Source organism: Anabaena subtropica FACHB-260 (assembly GCF_014697105.1).
Taxonomy (GTDB): domain Bacteria; phylum Cyanobacteriota; class Cyanobacteriia; order Cyanobacteriales; family Nostocaceae; genus Trichormus; species Trichormus subtropicus.
This window is the reverse complement of the sequence record NZ_JACJRF010000024.1, coordinates 46,524-59,385: the sequence shown is the minus strand read 5'-3', so window position 1 is coordinate 59,385 and position 12,862 is coordinate 46,524. Positions and strand designations below refer to the sequence as shown.

Sequence of the window (12,862 nt, the reverse complement as noted above, 5' to 3'; positions counted from 1 at the left end):
GTAATGCTCACTCAAGGGTTGACGGTGACAATAATTTCTGTTCCTTGTCCAGGTTGACTCCTAATCGTGAGTTGTGCGCCGATGCGCTCTGCCCGTTCGCTCATGCCGAGTAAGCCAAAACCCTCAGAGGCTGAAATACTCCCAACTCCAAAGCCCTGTCCATTGTCTCTCACGCGCAAGCAAAACTGGTCGCGATCGTAGACTAGCTCCACTCGAATTTCGTCGGCATTGGCGTATCTAATCGCATTAGTTAATGCTTCCTGCCCAATCCGTAGTAAGTTATTCTCGACTTCAGTGGGTAGAGAATACACTGCACCCTCAATCTCATAATATAGAGTGACATCCATTGCGGCAGTTCTGATTTGAGCGATGAGACGATGTAGAGCGCTCTGTAAACTGCCTTCCTCCAAAAGCTGAGGACGGAGCGCGACGACCGATCGCCGCGCTTCAGTCAGTCCAGTTCGCGCCAGTTCTTTGATCAGGTCTAGATGTGCCTGAGTTGCTTCTACATCATCCGTTAGCACCTGTTTTGCCGCTCCCACCTGAGCCAGAATGCCTGTAAACGCCTGAGCGAGTGTGTCGTGAATTTCGCGTGCCATGCGGTTGCGCTCCTCTAAAATTGAGGCTTCTTCTGCTTGCTTTAGCGCCGTAATATCTCGCGCCAGCCAAATCACCTGATCATGGTCGATTGGGGCAATGCGAGCCGAAAACCAGGCTTCTCGTCCATTTAGAAACGCACTGTACTCGACCGTGAGGGTTTGTTGGGTTCTCAGCACCTGCTGAATATAACCTAGAAATTCATCGGCTTGTTCCCTTCCGAGCTGATGCATGGTTTTACCAATCATCTCCTCAAAGGGTTGCCATAGCAGATTTTGTTCCAGTACCATTATTTCAAGGAATCGCCCTTCAGCAGTCAGTACAAATAATGGATCGGGAATTGCCTCAATTAGAGTCCGTAGCTTTGACTCTGAGGCTTGTAGGGCTTCTTCTGCTTGCTTGCGATCGTTAATGTCAACGTGGGTTCCCAACATCCGCATGGGTTGACCTGATTCGTCCCAGGCAACAATTTTGCCAACAGAAAGAGTCCATTTCCAGTGACCATTCTGGGTATGCTGGCGATACTCTGCTCGATAGCTGGGGATTTCTCCAGCAATGTAAGCACGGTAGGTTGCGACAACTGATTCTCTGTCATCAGGATGCAAACGAGCAATCCATTCAGAAATGGTTTCGTGGAATGTTGCTGGATTGTAGCCCAGCATTAAAGCGTATTCTGGGTTAACAATTCTTTCTTCAGTTTTTAAATCGAGATCGTAGAGTCCCTGATTTGTGGCTGTTAGTGCCAGGCGCAGCCGTTCTTCACTATTTTGTAGAGCGGCTTCTGCTTGTTTGCGATCGCTAATATCTGCAACCACCCCTTCAATATAGTCATTGTCTACATTCAGATAAAGAGAGAAAAGCCCCCAAAACAAAGTCCCATCTCGTTTTCGCATCTGGGCTTCAAAGCTTCGCACTTCCCGATCCCGCTTAAGCAACTCAATGAGGTGTTGGTGATCGCTGGGATCTGCATAATAGCCTATGACGTGTTCAAGCCCAATTATCTCCTCTGGTGAATCAAAGCCAAACAAATTGGCATGGCGTTGATTGGCATCGAGAAGTAATCCATCCGAGAGGCGGACTCGGTAGATGCCAACCTGCGAGTTTTCAAAGATAGTTCGGAACTTGGCTTCACTGCGTTGTAACGCAGCAGTTCGTTCTGCGACCTGTTGCTCTAAAGTGCAGTTGTAGTCGGCTAGGAGTTTCTCGGCTTGTTTGCGCTCTGTAATGTCCTGAAAGGTAGCGATCGCATAAGTGATATTGCCCTGTCGATCAAAAACTGGTGTTCCCCGTGCCTCAATTAGAATTGTGACATGATCTCGACGAATTTCTATATCTTCAGTCCTAATGCGTTCGCCCCTTAATGCCCGCACAATAGGCAAGCTCTCCGCTGGATAGATTTGATCCGTTCCCGCTACATAAAGCTGATAAGCCTCTGATATCTGCTCCGGTGCGATGGAAGTATCAGTTTCTTTGCCCGTGAGTTGATTGCCGCATTGGTTGGTATAGTAAGGGCGACCCGCCGCATCCACGATCGCAATTCCCACCGGAATCGCTTCGAGGAACTGGGTGATCTTGCTTTCCTTAGCCCGCAGTTCTGAGTAAAGGTTGGCATTTTCGATGGCGATCGCTGCTTGAGTCGATAATAGCTGCAAGACCTGCGATCGCTCTGGTGTAAATACTCCAGCTGCTAACCGATTTTCTAGATACAATACACCGACCAGTTTGGCTTGATTCAGCAGCGGCAAACAGAAAATAGATTGAGGCTGGTTCTGTTGAATGTATAGCTCATTAATAAAAGCACCTTCACGAGTCGCATCATTTAAGATGACAGGCTTCAGAGTCCGAATCACATATTGAATGATTGATTCTGGCAATTGCTCGGCAATTGGAATAGACTGTAACACCTGAGTCGCACAAGCATTCTCATCGGTATTGAGTTCACAAGCCGCTTCAATCGACCATTCTCCTGAGTTTTCTAAAATCAGATATCCGGTTTGTGCGCCAGCATTCTCAATTAAAATTTGCATCAGCGATCGCAGCAATTGCTTCAGTTCAATTTCACGAGAAATCGCCTGTGAAGCTTTCATCACTGCTGCTAAATCGAAAGCAGTATGTAAGGGATTAGTGATAGTTTCAGCAGTAATAGGAACTGATGCGGAAGCGGCTCTAGACGACGGAGAAAAGAACTGTGGATAGCGTTGTTCTAAGTCTTTAACTTTAGCGATCGCGCCCCAGCGATCGTAGCAATAGTGCGCCTCTTTCATGTAGGTTTGAGCAATTTTTTCTCGACCTCGCGCCAGATAATGTTTAGCCGCTAATTCATACGCGAGTGCTTCTTCCTGGATCAACTCATGCTCAGTAGCACCTGCGATCGCTCGTTCATAAAACTCTTCAGCCTCAAAAAATTGCCCTAAGACTCGTGCTTTCTCTGCCTCGACTAGATAAAATTCATGTAGATAATTCATTGGGGCGTGTTCTGCCCATTTCTTCACCTTTTCTTGGTTGGAGCTAACACAGTTTAGCCAGGCTGTTTTTTCAGAGTTTGAAGCATCAAGCAATAAGCTCAAAAGCGCTAGAGAATGATAGAAACAGAATACAGGTAAAAGCTTTATTGCCGACGCTTCTTCAAAATGTCGCCTTGCCAAAATAGCAGTCTTTACAGCTTGATGGTGTTCTTCAAATAGATAACACAACATGACTTTGTGCAAATAGAGTATTTGAATTGCAATTCCATCTTTAACTGCAATAGCGTGTGGTAACGCCTCCTCTTCATTAAACACCCGACCAACTAAGTGACTGGGATTAAGAGACCTATCTAACAAATTAAGAATGGTCTGCCACACTATCGCAATCCAAGTCGAGGGGCTTTCCCGTCTGATTCGATCAACCGCTTTGCTGTAGGTTGCCATTTTCTGTTCCAGTTGGGTGAGTGACTCACCGACGAAAAACGAGTGGTGGCACACGGTATATGCAACATAACTAGCGATTTCAAAGTCTCCGGTTTCCACTCCTTCCTGATAAACCTCAACCAGCAGTGGTATCGTCTCCTTAAGATGTACTTTCCATTGCATAACATGGTAACTAAATACGTGTAATGCTTTAACCTTGCCTTTTTTGGTATTCAATCGTTCCGCTAAGCTAAGAGCCAATTGACCAAATTTATAGCCGAGTTCAATGTCTTGAACAACTCCACATAGAACAAACCCGTAGCCAGCATAATTCAGTGGTGACCAGGTAGCATTGCCGTAGTTGATTGATAAATTCACCATTTTGCAAGCAATCAGTATCACCAGTGCTGGTAACGTTATAAATGCAGCAGACCCTATATTCGCTAGGATTGACATTGCTGCTAGCGGTTCTGGTGCAGTCATCTCTGGTAAATTAATCAAGTTTTCGATTTCTCGTTGGGCGAGTAATGCAGCCGTTGACTCCAATTCCCTTTGAATATCTGCCTGACTTGGATTTTCTATTAAATCTATTCCCAAGAGCTTTAACGCTTCCAATCCAGTTTTTAGTGCTTCTTTCAGGTTGCCCTGTGACAAATATCTTTGAATGCTGCTATCGTAAGCCTGCACTTTGTCAACCACTGTCTTAGCACGAGCGAGTACCACTTCCACCAACTGTTCCATCTCATCAAAGCGACCCTGGAGATACGCCGCTTCTGCTGCTTCTGAGTACAGCGCTAAGGTGAGGTCATATTCACTTTGCCAACTCTCTGAATTGAGGAGTTTAAGCCCTGTAGTGAAATACTTAAAAGCTGCTTCATAAGCCGTTGCTGCCTTTGCTTTCTGACCTGCCATTAAATTCAATCTGGCAATTTCAGTTCGTTCTGATCGAGCAGTGACTAGCTCAAGTCCTTGATTGAGATGATCGATGATTTCAAACAACCGATCAGATCGTTGCTCTGGTGAAGTTTTTTCGAGCAAATTGCGACCGATTTGGAGATGAACAACCTGTTTGTGCGATTCATCAATCAGAGCATAAGCCGCTTGCTGAACGCGATCGTGCAGAAACTTATACTCTTGAACTAACAAATCTTCGTCCAATTCAGACAGAGGTTGAATTAATCCCGCTTGTATTACTGCTAGTAGATCCTGGAAAATTGCTTTTGGTGATTTTTCGCAAACGATCGCCAACGTTTCTAAATCAAACTCAGACCCAACACAAGCCGCTATGCAGAGAGTTTGCTGTGTTGCTTCCGGTAATTTTTGCAATTGACGCAGCAGTAACTCCACCACATTATCAGTGATATCTTGAGCTTCAATCTCAGTTAAGTTCCACTGCCAACTCAACTGTTGGGCATCAAAGGTTAACAGGTTTTCGCTATGCAGCAGCTTCAAAAATTCACCAACAAAGAAAGGGTTGCCCTCGGTTTTACGCAACACGACTTGGGCTAAGGAACGAACGGTATCAGGATTGCGATGTAATGTCTCAGCCACCAGTTGAGTCAACGGTTCCAGTGTTAAAGGAGTCAGGGTAATTTCTTGAAGCGCTGCCCCCTGCTTTCGCAAGCTCTCCAGCATCAAAATTAATGAATGCGTTGGAGATACTTCATGATCTCGATAGGCTCCGATCAAAAACAGAGATTGAGTTTGCTCGTCAAGCAATATGAGTTCAATTAACTTCAGCGTCGCAGAATCGATCCACTGTAGATCGTCTAAAAAGACGACCAGGGGATGCTCTTTTGCACAAAACGCCCGCACAAACCTTTGAAACGTGAGATTGAAGCGATTGTGTGATTCTGTTGCTCCAACTTCGGGCACAGGTGGCTGCTTGCCAATAATGAACTCAACTTCGGGAATGACATCTACGATAATTTGTCCGTTGCTTCCCAAAGCAGTGAGTAGACGTGATCGCCACTGTTGCACTTGCTCATCCGGTTCCCCCAGAAGTTGCTGCACCAACTTTTGCAGGGCATCCACAATGGCGCTGTAGGGAATATTGCGCCTGAATTGGTCAAATTTACCCGATATGAAATAGCCGTGCTTTGCTGTGATGGGTTTATAGAGTTCTTGCACCAATGCTGTTTTGCCAACGCCAGCGTAACCAGCAACGAGCATGAGTTCGACATTGAATTGAGCATTTTCTATGCCTGACTCTAGTTGACAAATTTCGCCAAACGTCTGTTTTCTAACCACTGTGTCAAACGCCGCCAATAATGCTTTAGTCTCCGCTTCTCGCCCATACAGTTTCTGAGGAATGCAAAACTGTTCTGAAACATCTTGTAGTCCCAACGACATGGCGTTGATCTGACCCATTTCTGCCAGTTGCCCGGCGCAGTGTTCTAGATCCGCTTTGATGCCCCAGGCACTTTGATAGCGATCCTCCGCATTTTTCGCCATCAACTTCAAAATTATGCCTGAAATGGGTTTGGGAATTGTAGCGTTCAATTTATGCACAGGAATCGACGGTTTGGCAATATGACAATGAACTAGCTCCAGGATGTCTTGAGTGGGGAACGGTAGCTGTCCAGTTAACAGTTCGTAGAAGGTTACGCCTAGCGAGTAGAAATCGGTGCGATAGTCGAGCATCCGGTTCATTCGCCCGGTTTGCTCTGGCGACAGATAGGCAAGCGTGCCTTCTAACACATGGGGACTTTTGAACGTCGGATTCGTGCGGTTAAATTGGGTTGCAATCCCAAAGTCAATAATTTTGACAACGCCAGTATCTAGATTAAAGACTATGTTTCCAGGGTTGATATCTTTATGAATGACATTGGCTGCATGGATTCTGCCTAGAATGTCTGTGAGGGCGATCGCAAGTCCTAGAAAAGTGGATAAAGGCATGGGGCAAAAGATATCTGGGCGCTTATGCATCCATTGCTCTAGGGACTCTCCCCCAAAATCTTCTAAGATAATCACCAGAGTGCGTTGATAGTCTTGCTGGCTGTATGCCTTGACAACTCCTTCCAGATTGAGGGAACGAATAATTTTATATTCCTGTCTGTAGCGAGTCAGTTCTTGAGGTGAGGGATAATCAAACTTTAGCATTTTTACGATGATCCCTACTCCATCCTCTCTAATGCCTCGATAAACCAGAGAATTAGAACTTTCGTATATCTTGTCTTGGATGGCAATACCAGTTAGAGCAATCATAGAGCAACTCTTGGGAGTATAATCTGGCATAACTCAAACTATACAGCAATCCAGCTATCTACATTTCTCATTTTTTGAGGTTCTATTTGGTTTTGTTCATTTCTAGCCAGTTGTAGAGCCTTAACTGAACTCTGTTGAGCGCTGTATCAATCATGTAGAGGGGTTCTACAGCACTCAATTAAACAACTGGCATAGCTGGATGTCAAGAAGCGGGAAGTGAAGTTTTATCTTTTCCCTCGTACAACTTCTTCACTGTCCCGTTGTGTTGGTATCTCCATTGGAACTGCAACCAAAAGACATTAGTTGCCAAATTGCCAAAATTGCTTAGGGTGTTATCTCTCTGCCATATTCAGACTCCAGAACACTCAACAATTTTTCTTCCACCGCCGTAAGATAAGGGCGATTCAGCTTACCCAACGACTGCAACAGACTTTTGACTGTTTCCTCTAGTGATTCTGAGTATATTCGAGCGATGCGATCGCAAATCACCCGCATCTGCTCACACTCGGCAGGCAAGCAGAGAGCGCCTTCCTCGCCTCAAAAAACGCCCGTTCTACTTTGCGTTCTAGGTGAAGGCGATCGCGTTCTTCTTCCTCACTCAGTTCGGGAACCTCAACAGCAGATACATCAATAGTTACTGAAGCTGGATCGCCTGGGTTTACTGGTCGCTGTAAATTACTGGATGCGGCAGAGACGGCTTTGTTGCGCTTGTGGGATGGTGATCTGCTCATGATTCCACCTATTTTGGTTCAATGGTGTTTGCTCAAAGGCAATCACAAGTGGATTCTTGGTTTTGTGGATAGTTGCGATCACTTGCTCAGAGAAATATAAGAAAGTCTATTAAAGCTTATGGCAGCAGGATCAATCATCAAACTGCACCCCTAAGTTCATACCCAGAGCTTGTTCAATTCCACGCAAGGTTTCTTCAGATATCCATTGCCTTTTATCTTGTTCTATTTGATACCAATAAGCAGTAGAAATTCCTGCAAGTGTTGCTAGCACTTGAACTGATCGTAAGGATTCAGGTCTAATATTGCGGAAGCAAAGAAGGGCTAGACTGATAATTATTAGAGCCAGCAATTAGAGCTTGTGCAAAAAAATCAATGACAGATCTGCCTTGACGGCGACAAGTCTGCACCACTGTCAACAAATTGGCAGTGTGTTGAAACCGCTCCATCGAACGGGAACCACCGCTAACTTTGCGTTTCGTGACAGCCAAACGTAGCGAACGTTCAGCCTGATTGTTATCAGGGGGAACTTCAGGGTTTTCAAGGAAATACCACCATTGATGGGCACAGCACTCACACTGGCACGTATGGCGTTGATACTCAACTATTTCAATGGGACGCTCCACTAGTTGCGCTACAGACTGTTTTTTTACTTTTACTGCCGTGTGAGCAAATGCTTTTTGACCACAACAGGCACACTCAGTCGGTCGTAAGATTTCATAGCGATCTACTCTACCAAAACCCTTACGAGTCTTACCTTGATGTCCTGGCTGCCCACCTGGTTTCTTTTTCGGCTGGTTTGATTCCTCTTGGGGAGGAACTTTTTTGTTTTCGCTCTTTTTGTGAATGTCTCCAGATGGTGGCTTTGATGAGTTAGAACTGTCTAAATCTCTACTGACTTTTAAACGTTCTATTTCTTGCTGTAGTTCGTAGATGATTTTCTGTAACTTACGTATTACTTTGCTCTGCTCAATGATTATCTCTACCAGTTCTTCCTTCGACAGCTGGTTCAAGCTTTCTCTATCTAGTTCTTGAGGCAGGTTTTGGTTCATATTTGTGATACTCTACCTCCAATGTCCCCTTTGTCAATACTCTTTTACCTGAATCCTTACAAATTACCATTGAGTTGCTGAAGCAATAAAATTCATCACCAAGTTTTGGGGAATGGGTTTAGAAAACAGATATCCTTGAGCAAAATCACATTTTAAAGTTTTCAGTTGTTCTAATTGCTCTTGGGTTTCTACTCCTTCTGCGATCGCCGCCATTCCCATAGATCCTGCAATGCTAATCATTGCAGGCACTAAACCCATATTTTCTTGATTGTCCAACATCCTATTGACAAATGATTTATCAATTTTCAAGGCATTAAAAGGGAATATGTGTAAGTAACTTAAAGATGAATAACCTGTGCCAAAATCATCCATAATTAGTTTAATGCCACGCTCTTTTAATTGCTGAAGAATTATTTTGATTTCATTATTGTTTTCCATAATTACAGTTTCTGTAATTTCCAGTTCTAAGCTCGATGGATTTATATTAGTTTCATGAATAATTTGGTCGATTTGTGATATAAAGTTAGACTGCAAAAATAATTTGGCACTTAAATTGACACTAATAGTTAAATTTTTGGGAGTTGCTGGATGAGATTGCCAGATGCGTAGTTGCTGACAAGCTGACCGCAATACCCATGTGTTAATAGCATTAATTAAACCTGTTTCTTCTGCTACAGGAATAAATTCTGTAGGAGAAATTAAACCATTAGTTGGATGTTGCCAGCGAACAAGTGCTTCAAATCCAGCAATTTTCCCGGTAATTAAAGAAATAATTGGCTGATAATAAATGACAAATTCTTGCTTTTCAACAGACCTCCGCAAATCATTTTCCATTTCTAAAGCTTTGATAACTTCCTGGTGCATTACTGGATCAAAAACATGATATCTAGCTCTTCCTAAGTCTTTAGCTCGATACATAGCAGTATCGGCATCTCGTAACAAATATTCTGGTTGTTCATAGCCGCTATGACCCCAATTAATGCCAATACTGACATTCATAAAAACTTCGTATCTGGACAATTTAAAAGTTATAGATAATTGTTGTAAGATACGGTCTGCTATTTGAATTACCATGCGGATATCTTTCATGTCTTCTAGCAAAATACCAAATTCATCACCACCCAATCTTGCTAGAGTAGCGTCTGGTGTAAGGCAGGCTTGGAGACGTTGAGCAACGGCAATCAGTAATTCATCTCCTACTAAATGTCCTAAAGAATCATTGACAAATTTGAAGCGATCGCAGTCTAAAAAAAGCACTGCAAACTGATAATTAAATTCTTGTTTAGCACGATTTAAAGCTTTTTCTAATCGCCTAATGAACAAAATTCTGTTCGGTAAACCAGTAAGAGCATCATGCAGCGCCATCTCTAGCAGTTTATTTTGCAATTTTTGACGCGCATTAACTTCTATTTGCAGTGTTTGTAAAGCTTTTTCTAACTCCCAAGTTCGCTGTTTTACCCGTTGCTCTAATTCAGCATTGAGAGTTAATATTTCTAGTCTTGCCGTTCGCAATTCTATTTGATTTTTGACACGTACTAATACCTCACCCAATTCAAAAGGTTTAGTGATGTAATCTACTCCACCAACTTTAAAAGCCTTAACTTTATCAAAAACATCATCTAAAGCACTAATAAAAATCACTGGGATATCAGCAGTCAGTTCCCAAGCTTTGAATTTTTGACAAACTTCATAACCATCCACCTCTGGCATCATGATATCAAGTAAAATTAAATCTGGTAATAATGTTTGACAAGCAGTGTAAGCCATTTGCCAGTTTAAAGCTTTGCGGACGTTGTATCCTTCCCTAGTAAGAATTGACGATAATACACGCAGATTATCTGCCATATCATCAATAATTAAAATATCTTTTTTGTATGGGTCTAACTGCTTATAATTCATTCTGGATTTGTTCTAGTTAGTGCCATAATCTTCTCAAACTGATAGTTATTGGCTAAATCCTTAAAAAAATGGAAAATCAGATTTTTCTCTGGAGAAATTTGCTGGATTAACTCTACAATTAGGTCATCACTACAGCTTGCTACAGGATAGTATATATTTTTACGCTAATCTACGGACATTTGCTATACATACCATAGAACTTCGGCTTCACTGGGTAATGCTGGGATTTTTGAATCCATATCTGTATTTTTAGCAATAGCTTCTTGGCATACATATTTTACGCCTAGATGTTGTTGGATTTTATTTAGTAATACCTCCTGTACAAACGGTTTGCAAATATAATCGTCACAACAAGTTGGAAGCATTGCCTGGCGTTGTTCTTCAAAAGCGTGAGCAGTTAAAGCATGGGGATTGGAAATTGAGAGATGAGTTTTTTTCTCTCCTCTGTTCCCTCTTTTGGATTCGCGTAGCGTCTCCGATAGGAGAATTTGCTCCTCTTGGGTGGCATTGAAGACCGCACGCACCTCGCGCTGCTCCCTGGCCTCCTACCTCTTGAGACTCCCCTGCTCCCAATTTAACCCGTAATGTCACACTGCCAGTTTCGGTAAACTTAATGGAATTGCCTAAAATATTGAGCAAGACTTGACGTAGTTTACTTTCGTCTGTTTGGATGTATTTTGGCAAATTGGCTAATCTGAGTTCTTTGGTATGCCTATTAACTTGAGTTTTTAAGATATGATCATATTGTGCTACTAAATGCTCTGTTTGCTCGCATTTGGTGATGTCACTAAAATTAGCGATCGCCAAGACAATATTGCCAGAATCATCATAAATGGGAATTTTTAAGAGTTTCACAAGTATATTCTTTCTGGAGAATCCCATTTCTAATTCATTATTGCTAATTTGCATTTTTGGCAATAGTTTTAATCTCTTTAGCTGTGAGCGATCGCTACAGATAAATTCAATTTTCTTGTTTATTTCAGTATTGAATAATCTTTGTAAATCTCTAGATATAATATTAAATGAATTAGCAAATATTCCCAGTTCATCATAGTATTTGATTAATATTTCCTGTTCATTTTTCAACACTAGATATCTCACTAGTTCCACTGCCAAACACATTTGCAACGCAAATGGCATAATAAAAACTAATCTGAGGGATATTCTGGCAAAGTTTTTGCCAATTGAGTAGTAGCAGAAGTTGATGGACGGCAGTTTGGCGAACATGATTTATAAAAATTTCCCCAATGCTAATTTCAGGGAATCTACGATATATCAGCTACCTTCAAATTAAAGGTTAGTACTATTTACAATAGCAAAAAGCATCAAGCAAATAGCTGATACTTATATAAAAAACACTAGAGTATGTATAAATATATTCCTATTTCTGGGGTATTTATTCCTGATATAAAGGCTTAGACTTTGTTATAACACCATAATTTGTTCTATTTCATCTGACAATACATGAATATGTATTATTGAATGAAGTCCAAGATATGTTTACACTGATTAATCGAAAACTTCCGTACTAAAAAATTGTCTTTATTATCACTAAATAGCAGTCAGTAAACAACGATGAAAATTTCTCTAAATCTGGACTCTTACTCTAGAGAGAAATTCATTATGAATAATATTGTAGTTTTATGTTTTTTTTTAAAGAAAAAGCTGATTACTATAAGCTAATTTCAACTTTTTCACCAATTCTGATAAATTTTCCTGCTTCTGATTTGGGTAATTGTGTATTGACGCTTAAATTATAAAAATGCTTAAACCGAGATGAAGCAGCCCACTGTGGCAAAGTAGCTTGTCGCTTTTGGACAAATATTTTTTGAAAATTTGGATAAGCGATACCTGAAAAAGAATCTCTTGTTGGAACTACACAACGCTGACAGGGGTTAACTCCAAAAAATTGCACATCTCCAACCCTAAAGGAAATCATCTCACCTGATTCGCTAAATAATTGGTCTTCCCAAAAAGCTGGTACGCCGCCAATTTCCAGATTGGCACGCATTCGACGGCGTATTTCATCGACGCTGACACCGGGAAACCAAGAAGCTACTTCTGACAAAGTTGCAGTGCTAATTACTGTTGGACCTGGTGATTTTAAATCATCAGGGAATCCTGTCAGAGAATTCTGCTCTAAGGTGACAGTAAAACCAAAAAAATCACTCAATATGGACGTTAGTGCTGTTCTTTCCCTATGTAAATCAAATATATATTCTGAATCTTTACCAGGAATTTGCAGGGAGAAGGTTTGACAGGAGATGTTAAAGTATGAGCGCAATTGGTGAATTGATTGATGGCGTTTTCCATTCACCACCCTGGAATGTTCGTCAAAAATAGCCAATTCCCGGTCATACTCTAGTGCGCCACTGGCAAGGATTCGCGTTTGCTCTACTGCTACCCCATCTAAGGATTTAATTGGGTAGATGAAAATTTTGGCTAAGTAAGGCATTTAATTTTTTAGTCAGTAGTCAATAGTTATTAGTTA

At 42.0% G+C, this 12,862-nt stretch carries 8 protein-coding genes; all 8 read right to left on the bottom strand.

The genetic code is table 11. The annotated features are described in order from the left end of the window. Positions 1 to 11: 11 nt before the first annotated feature. A complete protein-coding gene (locus tag H6G18_RS14765) occupies positions 12 to 6,692 on the bottom strand; it encodes a PAS domain S-box protein (protein ID WP_190407858.1) in 6,681 nt (2,226 codons plus the stop codon). A gap of 324 nt (positions 6,693 to 7,016) precedes the next feature. Further along, positions 7,017 to 7,187, bottom strand: a complete 171-nt coding sequence (locus H6G18_RS24765) for a hypothetical protein (protein WP_242040321.1) — start codon at positions 7,185 to 7,187, stop codon at positions 7,017 to 7,019. Next, positions 7,178 to 7,423 carry a hypothetical protein gene (locus tag H6G18_RS24760; RefSeq protein WP_242040320.1) on the bottom strand — a complete coding sequence of 82 codons (246 nt, stop codon included), beginning with the start codon at positions 7,421 to 7,423 and terminating at the stop codon, positions 7,178 to 7,180. Before H6G18_RS24760 ends, H6G18_RS24765 begins: the two co-directional genes overlap by 10 nt. A gap of 130 nt (positions 7,424 to 7,553) precedes the next feature. Then, positions 7,554 to 7,694 (bottom strand): helix-turn-helix domain-containing protein, encoded by a 141-nt coding sequence (locus H6G18_RS24550; protein ID WP_199311698.1) that lies wholly within the window; start codon positions 7,692 to 7,694, stop codon positions 7,554 to 7,556. A 25-nt stretch (positions 7,695 to 7,719) separates the two neighbouring features. Continuing rightward, positions 7,720 to 8,472, bottom strand: a complete 753-nt coding sequence (locus H6G18_RS14750) for a DUF6444 domain-containing protein (protein ID WP_190407856.1) — start codon at positions 8,470 to 8,472, stop codon at positions 7,720 to 7,722. A gap of 63 nt (positions 8,473 to 8,535) precedes the next feature. Further along, positions 8,536 to 10,371: a GGDEF/EAL domain-containing response regulator gene (locus H6G18_RS14745; RefSeq protein ID WP_190407855.1), complete on the bottom strand. Its 1,836-nt coding sequence runs from the start codon at positions 10,369 to 10,371 to the stop codon at positions 8,536 to 8,538. 381 nt (positions 10,372 to 10,752) lie between these two features. Beyond that, positions 10,753 to 11,598: a hypothetical protein gene (locus tag H6G18_RS14740; RefSeq protein WP_190407887.1), complete on the bottom strand. Its 846-nt coding sequence runs from the start codon at positions 11,596 to 11,598 to the stop codon at positions 10,753 to 10,755. Between the two features lie 445 nt (positions 11,599 to 12,043). Next, on the bottom strand, positions 12,044 to 12,826 hold the full coding sequence (locus H6G18_RS14735) for an MOSC domain-containing protein (protein WP_190407854.1): 783 nt from the start codon (positions 12,824 to 12,826) through the stop codon (positions 12,044 to 12,046). Between the last annotated feature and the right edge of the window lie 36 nt (positions 12,827 to 12,862).

Bases quoted from the DNA above. Each gene is read 5' to 3' on its own strand.
- H6G18_RS14735 (WP_190407854.1), bottom strand. From the start codon at position 12,826: ATGCCTTACTTAGCCAAAATTTTCATCTACCCAATTAAATCCTTAGAT.
- H6G18_RS14750 (WP_190407856.1), bottom strand. From the start codon at position 8,472: ATGAACCAAAACCTGCCTCAAGAACTAGATAGAGAAAGCTTGAACCAG.
- H6G18_RS24760 (WP_242040320.1), bottom strand. From the start codon at position 7,423: ATGAGCAGATCACCATCCCACAAGCGCAACAAAGCCGTCTCTGCCGCA.
- H6G18_RS14740 (WP_190407887.1), bottom strand. From the start codon at position 11,598: ATGTTCGCCAAACTGCCGTCCATCAACTTCTGCTACTACTCAATTGGC.
- H6G18_RS14765 (WP_190407858.1), bottom strand. From the start codon at position 6,692: ATGATTGCTCTAACTGGTATTGCCATCCAAGACAAGATATACGAAAGT.
- H6G18_RS14745 (WP_190407855.1), bottom strand. From the start codon at position 10,371: ATGAATTATAAGCAGTTAGACCCATACAAAAAAGATATTTTAATTATT.
- H6G18_RS24765 (WP_242040321.1), bottom strand. From the start codon at position 7,187: ATGCGGGTGATTTGCGATCGCATCGCTCGAATATACTCAGAATCACTA.